Source organism: Ferrimonas balearica (assembly GCF_019802055.1).
Lineage (GTDB): Bacteria > Pseudomonadota > Gammaproteobacteria > Enterobacterales > Shewanellaceae > Ferrimonas > Ferrimonas balearica_A.
The window spans coordinates 566,021-580,171 of record NZ_JAHVHW010000007.1; the positions used below are offsets into that span (position 1 = coordinate 566,021).

Here is a 14,151-nt window from a genome sequence, read left to right on the forward strand (position 1 = left end):
CTGGGTCAATCCTCTTCGCCGAGGAAGACGCCATCGTGATCGTAGATTCGGTGAGAAAAAATCCGGTGGTAACGGACCGGATGGGGTTGGGCGATAATGGTACCCCCACAGCCCGGGTGGCGGAAGCTGGTGGTGTGTATGCCGTGGTAGCGAAACCGGCGGAGCTCCAGGTCGTACTCCTTTTGGGCGATGGGCACCACCTCGATGCTGCTGCACCTTAAGCACTTCTCGGTGCCGCGCCGTCGCTCATAGAATTCCAGCATAACGCGGAGATAAGACAGCCGTTCGCACAGGTCCGTCAGTCGCTGTGGCCGGAACAGCCGTCGCAGCCAGGAGGCGTTGTGGGCGCTGATATCCTCCCGAAGCTGCTTTAATGCTTCCAGCTTGCCGTTCACATGAAAACGCTCAATGGCCACCAGAGTCTGGCACTGCATACACCAGCCCAGTTCCCGATCGATGCTGATCTCACGGCCATCAAATCGGTAGCTGTGGGGGCCGGAGAGCACTTCATCCAGAGCGATAAAGTCACAGCGGTTGCAGACAAACTCAATACAGGGCACCGACATGGTCCAACCATCCTTGCAGGCAAACAGAGAGGAGGCCACTATCGGGGCTTTCTACCGGGAAAATGTTGATCCGGAACAGGATTTTTCTGGAGTCCGGTTCGAACCGGAGGAGACAGGGGCACCCATGAGCGCCCCGGGGTGTTGATGCGAAGCGCTGACGCTTACGCGAAACGCTGACGCAGCTGGTCGTGGTGCTGAATCTCGAAGTGGGGGGTAATCTCCGCGCTGCCCTCCTGCTGGCTCGGGTTGTACCAACAGGTGTTCAGGCCTGCATTGAAGCCTCCGAGGATGTCGGTATGGAGGTTGTCCCCCACCATCAGCACCTGCTGCTTATCAGGTTGGCCCATCATTTCCAGAGCGTGCTGGAATATGCCGGCATGAGGCTTGGTGATCCCCACCTCTTCGGAGATCACCACCAGCTCAAACGCTTCAGCCAGACCGGTACGCTCCAGCCGGATGCTTTGCAGCTCGGTAAAGCCGTTGGTGATGATCCCCAACCGGGCTTTGCCTGCCAGGGTATCGATCAACTCGCGGACGCCGGGTAGCGGGGCACAGATATCGGCCATCGCTTGAAGGAAGTCGGAGTTGAGCTGGTGGCCGGTGGTGCCCAATTGGGCGGCCCAGCCGTCAAAGCGAGTGCTTTGCAGGGTTTTGGCGTCGATCTCTCCGGCGTTGTAAGCCTGCCACAGAGGCTGGTTTACCGCCTGGTATTCGCGATAGTTCTGGTCGCTGAAAGTCACGCCATGGTGTGAGAACATCCGTTTCAGCCCAGCCAGGGCGTCAAAGTGAAACAGGGTTTCGTCGGCGTCAAACAGGATCCACTGGTAGGGCATTGTGGTGATTCTTATGGTTTTGGATTGGGGGAGTGTAAAGCCTTTGTCTGACCTTCCAAACCCCCAAATTGTCCGGGGCCCTTTTGCGCCGAACCGGTTGCGCCCCTCGTTACACTCGGTCGCTCCACACCGCCCACTCGTTGCCTGCCGGGTCGAGAAAGTGGAAGCGGCGACCACCGGGAAAGGCAAAAATCGGCTTGTGAAGTTTCCCCCCGGCGGCCTCTACGGCCTGCTGAGTGGCTTCCAACTCCTGACTGTAGAGCACCGGCAGTGCGGCGCCTTGTTCGCTGCGCGAAGCGAGGGGAGCGCGGAAGAACCCGCCCGCCAATCCGGCATTCTCAAAAGCCACGTAATCCGGACCGTAATCGGTGAACTGCCAGCCAAACACGCTACTGAAAAACGCTTTGACCGGATCCAGATCCGACGCGGGTAACTCCAGATAGTTGATGTGGTGATGACTCATATTGGCTCCCTGTCCGTTCTGACGATGTGCGTTGTCCTTCAGCGCTTACCTTAGCGCCTGGGCGGGGTTTCACCAATCACAATGCACTGGGGCCGTTCGCTTGAGTCGGATGGGGATTGGAGGAGGGGGCGAGTTGGGAGGGAAAGTCAGGGAGCCAAAAAAAATAAAGCCGCCAGAGCAGAGCCCTGACGGCGGAGTTCGGTTTTCGCCGTTGTTCATTTTTGTCCCGGTTCCTTCCCCTAAAGAACCGGTTAGGTGGCGAATGCAGAGCAGTGTACGGAAAGTGGTCTGTCCTGTCCCCCCCCAATCTGAACCCAAGTTGAATTGTGCGATCCTTCTCACGTTGGAAAGATCCTGGTGTGAGCAATGTCTCGGAAAAGTGCGCCATTGGTGCTCTTTGGGTGGTGAGCGATGTTCATTGCGTGACGACTTGGCAGCCGACGGGAAGGCAGAGTAAGCTCAGAGGCTTCCATAACAAGAGTGGCCATGACGGACCACCACAACAACAGAACGGAGTTTGGCGTTGAGCAGTACCAATCCCCTGTTGGGCACTTTTGATGCCCCCTTTGGCTTGCCGCCTTTTGCGGCAATCACTGATGACCATTTTGCCCCCGCCCTGGAAGCGGGTATGGCGGCGCAGCTGAAAGAGGTGGCCGCCATCATCAATAATCCGGAGGCCCCCTCCCTCTCCAACACCATCGAAGCACTGGAGCGTTCCGGCACCCTGCTGGCGCGCACCCGGATGCTGTTTGAAAACCTGAGCGGCACCGACACCAACCCGGTTCGCCAGTCGATTGAACAAACCTTTGGCCCCAAGCTGGCGGCCCATAGCGACGCCATTGCGCTGAACGTCGAGCTGTTCCGCCGCATTGAAGCGGTCTGGCAACAGCGCGATCAGTTGGATGGCGAAGCCCGGGTACTGACTGAGAAAACCCACCAGCACTTTGTTCGTGGCGGCGCCCAACTGGAGGGAGAGGCCCGGGCACGACTGGCGGAGATCAACCAGGAACTGGCCAGTCTGCAGATCCAGTTCGCCCAGAATCTGCTGGCCCAGAACAACGGTTTTATCCATGTCGTTGAGCAGGAAAGTGAGCTGGCGGGCCTGCCCGCGGGGATGATCCAGGCCGCCGCAGAGAAAGCCGAAGCGCTGGGTCAGTCCGGCAAGTGGGCTTTTGGCTGTGACCGTACCGTGCTCTATCCCTTCCTCACCTACTGCCACCATCGTGGCCACCGTCAGGCACTTTATCAGGGCTACCTGAACCGGGCCGACAACGGCTGTGAGCAGGACAATAAAGCCAATCTGCGCCGTCAGGTTGCACTGCGTCAGGAGCGCGCGGCACTGCTGGGCTTCGAAACCCATGCGCACTATGAGCTGGAAGATCGCATGGTGGAGGGGCCGGAAGCCGCCCAGGCCCTGATGGATGACGTCTGGCAAGCCACCGCCGTACGAGCCCGGAAGGAAGCGGAAGCGCTGCAGGCCCGTATTCACGCTGAGGGCAATGACTTTACCCTGGCGGGCTGGGACTGGTGGTACTACGCCGAGCAGGTTCGTCAGGCGGAATACGCCCTGGACGATGAGCAACTCAAGCCCTACTTCTCACTGGACAATGTGATTGAGGGGGCGTTCCATACTGCCCGCAAACTGTTTGGGATCGACTTTAAACCCCTGCAGGGTGTCAGCCTCTATCACGAGGAAGCACGGGTGTGGGAAGTGGTGGATGCACAGGGCGAACACCTGGGCGTGTTTATCGGCGACTACTTTACCCGGGACAGCAAACGTGGCGGCGCCTGGATGACGGTGTTCCGGGAGCAATCCCGCCTGGATGGCGTGGTACGTCCCATTGTTCAGAACGTCTGCAACTTCCCCAAACCCCAGCCGGGTGAACCCGCATTGCTGGACTTTGAACACGTTCGCACCCTGTTCCACGAGTTTGGCCACGCCCTGCACGGGCTGCTGACGGACTGCCACTATGCCTCGCTGTCCGGCACCAACGTGGCCCGGGACTTTGTTGAGTTTCCCTCTCAGGTGCTGGAGCACTGGGCGCTGCAGCCGGAAGTGCTGGCACACTACGCCCGCCATGTGGACACCGGTGAGGTGATCCCGGAGTCGCTGGTCAGCCGTGTTCAGGCGGTGGGCCGATTTAATCAGGGCTTCCAGACCGGAGAGTTCCTGGCTGCGGCGCTGCTGGATATGGCCTGGCACACGCTGGAAGGTGATGTGCCGGAGGTGGCGGAACTGGAAGCGGCTGTGGCGCAGCGGATCGGCCTGCCGGAAGCGATCGCCTATCGCTACCGCTCCACCGCCTTTGCCCACATCTTTGCCGGTGGCTACTCTGCGGGCTACTACAGCTACCTCTACTCGGCGGTACTGGATGGTGACGGCTTTGCCGCCTTTACCGAAACGGGTGACATCTTTGACCCGGCACTGGCGGGACGGTTGCACACGTTGCTGCGTTCCGGTGGCACCGATAAGCCGGACGCGCTCTACCGGGCCTTCCGGGGGCGGGCACCCCAAATCGATGCCCTGCTTGAAAACCGGGGCTTGAACTGACCCGGAAAACGCCAGCCATCAGGCTGGCGTTTTTTATCGAATGCCTGCCCAGACCTCAGGGTGAGGTACTGCCGGTGATTGATCCACCTCACAAGCGGTTGTAGTTTGGAGCAGTACACTTACTCCAACGAGCCAGAACAGCTAGGGAGCTTCTATGAAACGCGTACTGACCACACTGGGCCTGACACTGCTGTTGAGCAGCACCGCGGTATGGGCCAATCCGCCGGAGCACGCCAAAGCCAAACAGGAAGCCAATGCCGCACGGCAGGCTGAGCGGGCGGCTGAGCGGGAAGCCCGCAAGTCCGAAGAGGAGTGGCAACGCGAAGAGCGTAAGGCGAAAGAGGAAGCGGAGCGGGAGTACCGCAAAGCGGAAAAAGAGCGCCAGCGTGAAGCGGAAGCCTGGGAGCGTGAAGCGGAGAAAGAGGCGAAGGCCGCCCGCCAGGGCGCAGAGCAGCGTGAACGGGAAGCCCGTCGCGAAGCGGAAGCCTGGGATCGGGATGCGGAGAAGCAGGCTCAGGAAGCCCGCAAAGATGCCGCAGAACGGGAGCGGGAGGCGCGCGAGCGGGCTCAGGAGCAGGCCAAAGAAGCCAAGAAGGAAGCCAAAGAGGTTGAGCCGCCCCGGTAAAGCCGAGACGGCGAGGCCCGGGTTCAGGTTCTGGCGTCAGGCGCGGACCAGCGCCAGCGCCAGACCATAACCGGTCAGGCCAAACAGGGGCAGGGTGGACAGCACAAACACCACAAAGCGCCATTCGATGCGGTTGATCAGCACCTGAACCAGGCTGTGGACGATACGTAACAGCACGTAGCTCCAGGCCAGAATCAGCGGCAGCGGGCCGTTGGCCCCCAATTGAGTCAGTGCCAGCATCAGGGCGTAGAACAGCACAGGCTGCTCCAGCAGGTGGTTGTAGTTGTCCGCTTTCCAGCGCACATTCGGGGGCAGTTGGGCCATCTGCGTGCCAGCGGGGGCGTTGGGGTCCAGCTCCATCTTCATGGCGAGGATGGCGGGGATCCGGGTGGCGTACATCCAGAGCCACATCACCAGAGTCCAGGCCACCAGCGTCAGCAGGGGCAGAATGAGCGAGGCGTTGTAGTCCATATCCGTTCGTCCTTGAGCGCAAAACCCCAACATAGCCCGTTGAGGGCAGAAGAAAAAGCCGGCAATCGCCGGCTTTCTCTTTATTTCTGAATGACCTTGCGGCCCTGCACCCAGACAGTGCGGATGTTCTGGCGACGGGTCAGGCTGATCAGCTTCTCCAATCTGTCGCGGGGCGTGTCCATCCCTTCGGGCAGGTAGAGGTCGCTGTCCGGGGCATTGGCGTCCACCACCAGGGCGTCGAAGGCGTAGCCCGGAGCAAACAGGCCCACTTTGGCATCAATGGCGAGACCGCCACCGACGGTGGCCATCCAGTAAGCCTCCAGAAAGCTGACCCGGCTGCCCGCCTCACCTCGTTGCTGGGCAGGCAGGTGAGTATTGGTGCCGTCCTCCCGGGCACGGGAGTGGTTTACGGCGTCCAGACAGGTATGGAACACCGAGGGGATGGGGGCGCCCGCCAGATCGGTGCCCAGTCCCACCTGGAGGTCCCCATCCAGCACTTCGCGGGTCTTCATCGCCGCATTGGCAAAGTAGGTGTTGGAGAGCGGGCAGTGGGCGATGGCGGCGCCCGCGTCCCGAATCGCCGCCATATCGCTGTCGCTCAGGAAGATGGAGTGGGCCAGGATGGTGCGGTCGGTCAACAGCCCCATGCTCTGGTAGATCTCAACATCGCTCTGGCCATAGTGTGCCTGACTGTAATCCCGCGCCCAGTCGCTCTCGCTGCAGTGGGTCTGGACGTGACAGTGGTAGCGCTGGGCCAACTCGCCCAGCCCCTGAAGCATCGCTCGGGTGCAACTGGGCACAAAGCGGGGGGTGATCACCGGATTCACCAGTTGCTGTTCGTTCCCCGGCAGCGCTCGCACCTGCTGGATAAAGGCCTCGGTGTCGGCCAGACCCTGCTCAGTACTTTCGATGTAGTAGGGCGGGCACTGGTCCGGATCGTCCATGTTCACCTTGCCGATGTAGCCACGCTGCCCCAGTTCCAGGCAGATCTCGGCCAGCGCCACAGAGGCGGGATTGTGGACAGTGGCAAAGTAGACGGCACTGGTGGTGCCATTGGCCAGCAGAGCGTTGACCAGATGAGGGTAAACCTCTCGGGCAAAGGTCACGTCAGCAAACTTCGCTTCCAGCGGGAAGGTGTAGTCCTGCAGCCAGTCATAGAGGGGCAGGTCGAGCCCTTTTCCCGCCTGGGGCCACTGGGGAGCGTGGACATGCAGGTCCACCATGCCGGGCATCAGGTATTGGCCCTCGGCGAGTTCGGTGAGCTCGTTCGCTTCAGAGAGCGCGGCGCAGCGGGCTGCAAAGCCGGGGGCCTCAGGCGTGAGCACTTCCGTTATCTGGCCTTGGTGATCCACCAGCACCAGCGCATCGGCATGGTATTCAAATTCGCCCTTGACCGGGCAGTGGTACAGGGCGCCGCGTACGGCAAACCCGATGGAATCGATCTGTTGCATCTTGTTGTTGGTGTCCTGCAGCAATCGGGCGCGAGAGAGGCGCCGTAGGGTCGGGCGGGAGGATACCAGCGGCCCTGCCATTTGGTGATACCAGAGAGGGGAAATGTGATTCAGATAGACCCGCTCCGGAATGGCGCCGTGATGCAGCACACTTTGTCTGGCTTGTCACGGTTGGGCTGGTCAATCCAACGGCATTCAAAACGGAGTAATTTTTCGATTTGGAGCAAAATTTTCTCTGTTCTTGGAACGGTTTTACAGGGCGATAATGCCGCCATAACAGCGTTTGACCGAATGGACAGGCTGTCGCGTCGGGGAGGGTCCCGGCGCTGTGATATCCGGAAAGAGAAGATGAACAGGGATAACTTTGCTTTGATCGATAAGCCCACCTTTTTTGGTGCGCTGTTTTTGTTGCTTCTGGTGGTGATCCCACTGGCGATCTGGCCCGAACAGGGGGCCATGATTGTGGCGAGAGCCAAGGAGCTGATGACCACCAACCTGGGTGCCATCTACCTGATGATGGGTCTGGGGTCACTGTTCTTCATGATCTACATCATCTTCAGTGAGATGGGTCAGATTAAGCTGGGCGACGCCGACGAGGAGCCGGAGTTTGGCACCGCCTCCTGGGCTGCGATGCTGTTCTGTGGCGGTATTGGCGCGTCCATCCTCTATTGGGGCTGCATCGAGTGGGCCTATTACTACCAGAGCCCGCCTTTCCAACTGGAGCCGGGCAGTGAGGAAGCGATCCGTTGGGCCGCCACCTATGGCATCTTCCACTGGGGCTTTATCGCCTGGGCCATCTACCTGGTACCGGCGCTGCCCATCGCCTACTTCTTCTACGTTCGTAAACAGCCGGTTCTGAAGGTATCTGCCGCGCTGATGCCGGTGATCGGCGAGAAGCGCAGCCAGGGCTGGCTGGGTAAAGTGGTGGATGTGCTGTTTATCTTCGGCTTGCTCGGGGGCGGTGCTACCACATTGGGCCTGGCCTCTCCGCTGATCAGCGAAGGTCTGAACCAGTTGGTGGGTCTGCCGCAGAACATCATGACTCAGATTGGCGTGCTGCTGGTCTGTACCATGATCTTCGGTTACAGCGCTTATGCGGGGCTGGAGAAGGGGATCAAGATGCTCTCCAACTTCAACTTCTGGGGCGCCATCGGCCTGCTGGCTTTCGTCTTTATCGCCGGCCCTACCGTCTTTATGCTGGAGACCGGTCTGGATGCCTTTGGCCGGATGCTCTCCAACTTCTTTGTGATGGCCACCTGGGCCGAGCCTTTCGGCGGCACCGGGCCGTTCCGTGATACCCACTTCCCGCAGGACTGGACCGTGTTCTACTGGGCCTGGTGGTTGGTGTTTGCCCCCAGCATGGGCCTGTTTGTAGCGCGCATCTCCCGTGGTCGCACCATCAAGCAGATGGTCGCGGGGGCTCTGTTCTTTGGCTCCATGGGCTGCTTCCTGTTCTTTATGATTCTGGGTAACTACGGCCTGAGCCTGCAGTTGACCGGTGAACTGGATGTGGTGGCATTGCTGAATGCGGAAGGGGCGACCCGCGCCATCTTCGCCATTCTCAATACCCTGCCGATGCCGACCCTGGTGGTGGCGGTATTTACGCTGCTGGCGCTGGTGTTTACCGCGACCACCTTCGACTCCATCTCCTACATCCTGGCGTCGGTGGTGCAGAACAACGTGACCGATGAGCCGATGCGCTGGAACCGTCTGTTCTGGGCCTTTGCGCTCTCCTTTATGCCCACCGTACTGATGGTGCTGGGGGGACTGGCCACGCTGCAGACCGCCGCGATTGTGGCGGGCGCGCCGCTGCTGGTCATCGCCTTTATGCTGGGCCTGTCCGGCCTGCGTGCCGCACAACTCGACCTGAAGCATCAGGAGGATTACGAGGATCCGGTGATCACCATTGGTGACCTGCCGGAAGTGGACCCCTGGTCCGAAGAGGGCAAGGCGCTGGGCATCTTTGAAGGCCTGAAGCAAACCGCCATCGAAGCGGCTCAGGAGGAGCGGGATGCCCGGGAGGCGATTCTGACGCTGAAGGCAGAGATGCGGATGGCCAATGAGCGAGACCCGCGCTGCAAACGCACGCTGAAAGCGGAGCTGGCTCGTTTGCAATCTCGTCTGGCGACGGCGACCGCACAGAAGCTGGAGGCCACCGAAGCCGCCCAGAGCGCGCGTGCCGAATTCAACGCCATCGTGCTGGCCAAGCGCGAAGCGGAAGAGGCGGCCCTGAACGAGGCCCAACCGGCCCCGGCACAGTAAGCCATACCACAAAATGAGGCGACCTTCGGGTCGCCTTTTTTATGGCCACATTCCCCCTGTTGTGGGTCGACGTGGGTCCCGCTCGCTACTCCGTAAGCCACAGGCAAGTTCCGGCTCTCGTAGCGTGGGCTTATAGCCCACGGGGATTTCCCACAAAGGGTTCAAACCGATGACAGCCCCTGACAGCTTCTCACTGGTTCTGTCTGCACAATCTCGATTTTCACCTAAATTTCAGCCTTTTACCCTGTGGCGTTCTGTCCCAATGGGATGCGACAGCCTGTCTTTTGTGGGTCAAAGTGTCCTTTTGGCTTGTTAGTTTTGCTCCTTGTGGTCATTTTGGCCGATTTGACAGTGACCACGAACCGGATTTTCATTGTTGCCTCTTGTTCCCTTCCAGCCCTGTAACCAGAATGCCTGCGGTTGTATTTACAGTGTGTTGTCCATTTGGTTTACCGACGGCACACATTTTGCCTTATAGAGGCCGCTCGACATCGAATCGAGCGAACTGTCTGGGTTATTTGAGATAACAGGGAGCAAAGATGATCAAGTTCAAACACCTGGCTGCTACGTTGCTGCTGGCTTGTGCGCTGCCGACGGCCGCTCTGGCTCACGAAGGCAACCATGTGGTGAAGTTGGCGACCACCACCAGCACCGATAACTCCGGCCTGCTGGCCTACCTGCTGCCGACCTTCGAAAAGGAGACCGGCTATGAGGTGCAGGTGATCGCCACCGGAACCGGCAAGGCGCTCCGTCATGGCCGCAATGGTGATGTGGATGTGGTGATGACCCACGCGCCGGGTGCGGAAGCCCAGTTTGTGGAAGACGGTTTTGGTCGTGAACCGCGTCAGCTGATGGCCAACGACTTTGTGGTTCTGGGCCCGAAAGATGACCCGGCAGGCATCCGCAACGCGGCAAACGTCGTGGACGCGTTCGCCAAGATCGCCGCCACCAAAACTCCCTTTGTCTCCCGTGGTGACGAGTCCGGCACCCATATGAAGGAGCTGGCCATCTGGAAACAGGCGGGTGTGGCCACCGACTTTACCGGCTATGCGGCCATTGGCCAGGGCATGGGCCCGGCGATGCTGACCGCCAGTGAGATGGGCGCCTATGTGCTGGCGGATCGCGGCACCTACCTGGCCTTTATGGACAAGCTGGATCTGGACGTGGTGTACGAAGGGGACAAAGCTCTGCTTAACCCCTACCAGGTGATTCTGATCAGCGAGCAGAAGTACCCGGACCTGAACCACGAAGGCGCGCAGGCGTTCAGCGACTGGTTGGTAAGCGATGAGGGTCAGACCCTGATCAACAGCTTCCGCATCAACGGTATGCCGCTGTTTAAAGCCACTTACCAGAAGTAAGCCGATCCCCCGATTTACCCCTGTGAAATGGTCAGCCGGTGGCTGGCCATTTTTTTGTCCCCTTGCCGCCAACCGGCGGGGAACAGTCAAAAAGGATGATTTGATGAACGTCGTAACGCGCCTGATCCTGCCCATGATTCTTACCGGCACCGCTCTGTCTGCCCCGGCTCTGGCTGAGGCGCCTATTAATCTCTATGCCGCAGGCAGCCTGAAGTCGGCTCTTGGTGAGGTGGCCGCGCAGTATCAAAGCCAATCCGGAGCCGCCGTGGCCACCCGGTTCGGCCCCAGTGGTCTGCTGCGCAAGGAGATTGAAACCGCTGGCCATGCGGACCTGTTTGCCTCCGCCAACCTGGCGCACCCCGATAAGCTGGCTGCCGCTGGCTGGGGGGACTCTGTGGTGCTGTTTGCGCGCAATCAGTTGTGCGCCATCGCTCAGCCAGCACTTAAGGTGGATTCCGACTCCCTGTTGGCGGTGATGCTGGACCCGGAGGTGCGGGTGGGTACTTCCACGCCGAAAGCGGACCCCAGCGGCGATTACGCCTTTGAGTTGTTCCGTAAGGCGGACACGCTTCAGAGTGGGGCATACCAGACCCTTTCAAGCAAAGCGCTGCAACTGACCGGCGGCCCGGACAGCGAACCGGCGCCCAAGGGCAAGAACCAGTATGGCTGGGTGATGAGCGAGCAGCGGGCTGATCTCTTTATCACCTACTGCACCAATGCGGTATTGGCTCAGAAGCAGGAACCTCAGCTTCAGATCATTAAGGTGCCTGCCCCTCTGGCCGTGGGTGCCAGCTATGGTTTGATTGTGAAGGAGGGGGCGCAGAGCGATGCCTGGGGCCTGGCGATGTTTATGCTCTCTGAACCGGGACAATCCATTCTGAACCGTTACGGCTTTGAGTCCCCCACACTGCGCTGATAAGCACCCACTCAACCTGGCGTGAGCCAACAATGAAAAACGGAGCCGATTGGCTCCGTTTTTTGTCCGTTACAGGATGGGCGCTTCACCCAGGGCATCCGGAGTGCCGATCTCCGGCTCGTGGGTTTCGTGGAAATCCTCGAGTTGGTCGGCCACATCATCCACCGCACGCTTGTAATAAGCGAGGTGGAACAGGGCTTCACCCTCATGCACCAGCGGCAGGTTGGTGCGACCAATCACAATGCTGTCGCGCGGGGCGATCACTGGCTCTTCCGAATCCCCCAAGGGGTCGGCAATCATCCCCAGTACCGCGCCTTTCTCCGCCTTGGCGCCCATCGGCAGCATGGCGCGGAAGATGCCGGAAACCGGTGCGCGAACCCAGGAGCTGGTGTGAGAGACCATCGCTACCTTGGGCTCACTCTCCTTGCGACGGGAAGGGGGCAGCATCCCCAGATGACGCATCACGTTCAGCACCCCTTTAACGCCAGCACGGATGCAGATCTCATCGAAGCGCAGCGCCTCTCCGGCTTCGTACAGCAGGATAGGCGTGCCATTCTCGCCAGCCACCGCGCGCAAAGAGCCGTCGCGGATCTCGGAGTGCATTACCACCGGCACGCCAAAGGCGTGGGCCATCGCCTCGGTTTCCGGCTGACTGAGATCAGCCCGGATCTGGGGCAGGTTGTCGCGGTGACGAGCACCGGTGTGCAGGTCGATACCGTGGGTGCACTTGTTCACCACCTCATTGAGGAAGGTGTGAGCAATCCGGCCTGCGAGTGTGCCACGCTCGCTGCCGGGGAAGCTGCGGTTCAGGTCGCGACCGTCCGGCAGGTAGCGGGACTGGGCCAGGAAGCCGTGCACATTCACAATCGGCGCCAGCACCAGCGTGCCTTTCAGTCGCTTGAGGGACTTGAGCTTCTGGAGGCGACGGATCACCTCCACACCGTTCAGCTCGTCGCCGTGAATGGCGGCACTGACAAACAGGCAGGGGCCCGGGCTGTGTCCATTAAGCACGCGCACAGACAGTTGCAAATGATGTTGCGTCACCAATCCCGCCAGGGGGATATCGACGGTACGCTGTTGACCCGGCAGGATGGTGACCCCGCCAAATTCAATGGGCCGGTTTTTCATCGTGTGGTACTACCTTAATGCCATTACCCTTTATTGCTGCGCTTGGAGGCGCTTTCGGGTTTGGCGTTTGCCTCGATGTATTCGATGATCTTCCCGGCAACATCCTTGCCGGTTGAGGTCTCGATCCCTTCGAGGCCCGGAGAGGAGTTGACCTCCATCACCAATGGGCCCCGTTCAGAGCGGAGTATATCCACGCCGGAAACCCGAAGTCCCATGGTTTGTGCTGCGGCAATGGCGGTTTTTCGCTCAGTCGGTGTCAGTCGGGTCAGCGAGGCACTGCCACCGCGATGCAGGTTGGAGCGAAAATCCCCTTTCTGAGCGGTACGCTCCATGGCGGCAACCACCTTATTGCCAATCACAAAGCAGCGCACATCACTGCCTCCGGCCTCCTTGATGAACTCCTGCACCAGGAAATCCGCTCCCAGTTCACGGAAGGCGTCGATCACACTCTCAGCGGCCTTAAAGGTTTCCGCCAGCACCACGCCGCGGCCCTGGGTGCCCTGCAACAGCTTCACCACCAGAGGCGCGCCGCCAACCATCTGAATCAGGTCTTTGGTGTTGTCCACATGGTGGGCAAAGCCGGTATTGGGCATGCCGATCCCCTTGCGGGAGAGCAACTGGAGAGAGCGCAGTTTGTCGCGTGAGCGTCCCAGCGGAATCGATTCGGTCAGGCAGTAGACGCCCATCATCTCGAATTGACGGATCACCGCCGTGCCATAGTTAGTGATGGAACTGCCAATGCGGGGAATCACCGCGTCGAATCCCTCCAGCTTTTCACCCTTGTACCAGATGGCGGGTTTGGTGGTGGCGATGTCCATATAGCAATTGAGGGTGTCGATGACATGCATCTCATGACCGCGCTTTTCACCCGCTTCCACCAGGCGGCGGGTTGAGTAGAGTCTTTCACCTCGGGAGAGAATGGCAATTTTCATTACACAAACCTTAATAAGCAAAAAAATGGCGACTTGGCAGCGTTAGCCAGAGCGCGCACTATTCTTCAAAAGAGTTTCGATCTTGTTGATCGCACTGCGTGGTATCAGCCACAAGCTGAGGCTCGAGCAGGTAATCCTGATCGACATCCACGACAAATCGCCCTTCCATGGCATTACGGCCCAGCAGCATGCGGAATCGCATGGTGTCCCGGTTGGTCAGGGTGATCTGGGCAGTGAATTCTTGGGGGCCGGCAAGGATTCGGGTCTCAATGACATACCGTAACTGGGTGTAGCCCCCCGAGTTGGTTACTTCGCGTTGGTCCACTACCGGGGCTTCACACTCGATCTCGGTATCGTTGTCATCCTGGTTGGGGTGAAGGGCGAAGCGCACCCAGGGTTGGCCGTCACGTTCAAAAGGTTCGACTCGAAAGGCATGCAGAGCACAGGTTTTGGCGCCAGTATCCACCTTGGCTTTGATATTGGGAAGTCCCAGATCGGGAAGATGCACCCACTCTCGCCACCCTATGGTGGTTTTTTCAGCCGTCATGAAAACCCCCTCTTTTACAATTCGCTGATTAACTGCACTATTGCAGTT

At 59.7% G+C, this 14,151-nt stretch carries 13 protein-coding genes; 5 read left to right on the forward strand and 8 right to left on the reverse strand.

All coding sequences use genetic code 11. The annotated features are described in order from the left end of the window. Nucleotides 1-5 precede the first annotated feature (5 nt). From KUV52_RS10100 to KUV52_RS10110, 3 genes are all read right to left on the reverse strand, one after another. Nucleotides 6-566: a hypothetical protein gene (locus KUV52_RS10100; protein ID WP_222525817.1), complete on the reverse strand. Its 561-nt coding sequence runs from the start codon at nt 564-566 to the stop codon at nt 6-8. 161 nt (nt 567-727) lie between these two features. Beyond that, entirely contained in the window at nt 728-1,399 is a 672-nt protein-coding gene (gene yjjG / locus KUV52_RS10105) for a pyrimidine 5'-nucleotidase (RefSeq protein ID WP_222525818.1), read from the reverse strand. 109 nt (nt 1,400-1,508) lie between these two features. Then, nucleotides 1,509-1,862, reverse strand: a complete 354-nt coding sequence (locus KUV52_RS10110; protein WP_222525819.1) for a VOC family protein — start codon at nt 1,860-1,862, stop codon at nt 1,509-1,511. Between the two features lie 523 nt (nt 1,863-2,385). On the opposite strand from KUV52_RS10110, the gene KUV52_RS10115 reads away from it, so the two are divergent. Then, entirely contained in the window at nt 2,386-4,413 is a 2,028-nt protein-coding gene (locus KUV52_RS10115; protein ID WP_222525820.1) for a M3 family metallopeptidase, read from the forward strand. A gap of 154 nt (nt 4,414-4,567) precedes the next feature. Beyond that, the gene (locus tag KUV52_RS10120) at nt 4,568-5,038 is read left to right on the forward strand and encodes a hypothetical protein (RefSeq protein WP_222525821.1); all 471 of its coding nucleotides are present in this window, start codon (nt 4,568-4,570) and stop codon (nt 5,036-5,038) included. A gap of 36 nt (nt 5,039-5,074) precedes the next feature. Here KUV52_RS10120 and KUV52_RS10125 read toward each other — a convergent pair whose 3' ends face one another. Further along, the gene (locus KUV52_RS10125) at nt 5,075-5,509 is read right to left on the reverse strand and encodes an MAPEG family protein (RefSeq protein ID WP_222525822.1); all 435 of its coding nucleotides are present in this window, start codon (nt 5,507-5,509) and stop codon (nt 5,075-5,077) included. An 80-nt stretch (nt 5,510-5,589) separates the two neighbouring features. After that, the gene (gene guaD / locus KUV52_RS10130; RefSeq protein WP_261389955.1) at nt 5,590-7,041 is read right to left on the reverse strand and encodes a guanine deaminase; all 1,452 of its coding nucleotides are present in this window, start codon (nt 7,039-7,041) and stop codon (nt 5,590-5,592) included. Between the two features lie 267 nt (nt 7,042-7,308). Between guaD and KUV52_RS10135 the strand changes: the two genes are divergently transcribed. The 3 genes from KUV52_RS10135 to KUV52_RS10145 all read left to right on the forward strand — a co-directional run bounded on the left by KUV52_RS10135 (nt 7,309) and on the right by KUV52_RS10145 (nt 11,496). Further along, nucleotides 7,309-9,222: a BCCT family transporter gene (locus tag KUV52_RS10135; protein WP_222525823.1), complete on the forward strand. Its 1,914-nt coding sequence runs from the start codon at nt 7,309-7,311 to the stop codon at nt 9,220-9,222. 539 nt (nt 9,223-9,761) lie between these two features. Beyond that, nucleotides 9,762-10,580: a substrate-binding domain-containing protein gene (locus KUV52_RS10140; protein WP_222525824.1), complete on the forward strand. Its 819-nt coding sequence runs from the start codon at nt 9,762-9,764 to the stop codon at nt 10,578-10,580. 103 nt (nt 10,581-10,683) lie between these two features. Continuing rightward, nucleotides 10,684-11,496: a molybdate ABC transporter substrate-binding protein gene (locus tag KUV52_RS10145; protein WP_222525825.1), complete on the forward strand. Its 813-nt coding sequence runs from the start codon at nt 10,684-10,686 to the stop codon at nt 11,494-11,496. Nucleotides 11,497-11,565: 69 nt separating this feature from the next. Here KUV52_RS10145 and KUV52_RS10150 read toward each other — a convergent pair whose 3' ends face one another. The 3 genes from KUV52_RS10150 to KUV52_RS10160 are packed head-to-tail and all read right to left on the reverse strand — an operon-like array spanning nt 11,566 to nt 14,103. Then, nucleotides 11,566-12,624, reverse strand: coding sequence for a succinylglutamate desuccinylase/aspartoacylase family protein (locus KUV52_RS10150; RefSeq protein ID WP_222525826.1), 1,059 nt, complete (start codon nt 12,622-12,624; stop codon nt 11,566-11,568). 23 nt (nt 12,625-12,647) lie between these two features. Continuing rightward, nucleotides 12,648-13,556, reverse strand: a complete 909-nt coding sequence (gene rimK, locus KUV52_RS10155) for a 30S ribosomal protein S6--L-glutamate ligase (RefSeq protein ID WP_222525827.1) — start codon at nt 13,554-13,556, stop codon at nt 12,648-12,650. 58 nt (nt 13,557-13,614) lie between these two features. Next, the gene (locus tag KUV52_RS10160; protein ID WP_222525828.1) at nt 13,615-14,103 is read right to left on the reverse strand and encodes an ATP-dependent zinc protease; all 489 of its coding nucleotides are present in this window, start codon (nt 14,101-14,103) and stop codon (nt 13,615-13,617) included. Between the last annotated feature and the right edge of the window lie 48 nt (nt 14,104-14,151).

Coding starts and splice junctions, on each gene's coding strand:
- KUV52_RS10100 (WP_222525817.1), bottom strand. CDS start 566: ATGTCGGTGCCCTGTATTGAGTTTGTCTGCAACCGCTGTGACTTTATC.
- yjjG (WP_222525818.1), bottom strand. CDS start 1,399: ATGCCCTACCAGTGGATCCTGTTTGACGCCGACGAAACCCTGTTTCAC.
- KUV52_RS10110 (WP_222525819.1), bottom strand. CDS start 1,862: ATGAGTCATCACCACATCAACTATCTGGAGTTACCCGCGTCGGATCTG.
- KUV52_RS10120 (WP_222525821.1), top strand. CDS start 4,568: ATGAAACGCGTACTGACCACACTGGGCCTGACACTGCTGTTGAGCAGC.
- KUV52_RS10125 (WP_222525822.1), bottom strand. CDS start 5,509: ATGGACTACAACGCCTCGCTCATTCTGCCCCTGCTGACGCTGGTGGCC.
- guaD (WP_261389955.1), bottom strand. CDS start 7,041: ATGGCAGGGCCGCTGGTATCCTCCCGCCCGACCCTACGGCGCCTCTCT.
- KUV52_RS10135 (WP_222525823.1), top strand. CDS start 7,309: ATGAACAGGGATAACTTTGCTTTGATCGATAAGCCCACCTTTTTTGGT.
- KUV52_RS10140 (WP_222525824.1), top strand. CDS start 9,762: ATGATCAAGTTCAAACACCTGGCTGCTACGTTGCTGCTGGCTTGTGCG.
- KUV52_RS10145 (WP_222525825.1), top strand. CDS start 10,684: ATGAACGTCGTAACGCGCCTGATCCTGCCCATGATTCTTACCGGCACC.
- KUV52_RS10150 (WP_222525826.1), bottom strand. CDS start 12,624: ATGAAAAACCGGCCCATTGAATTTGGCGGGGTCACCATCCTGCCGGGT.
- rimK (WP_222525827.1), bottom strand. CDS start 13,556: ATGAAAATTGCCATTCTCTCCCGAGGTGAAAGACTCTACTCAACCCGC.
- KUV52_RS10160 (WP_222525828.1), bottom strand. CDS start 14,103: ATGACGGCTGAAAAAACCACCATAGGGTGGCGAGAGTGGGTGCATCTT.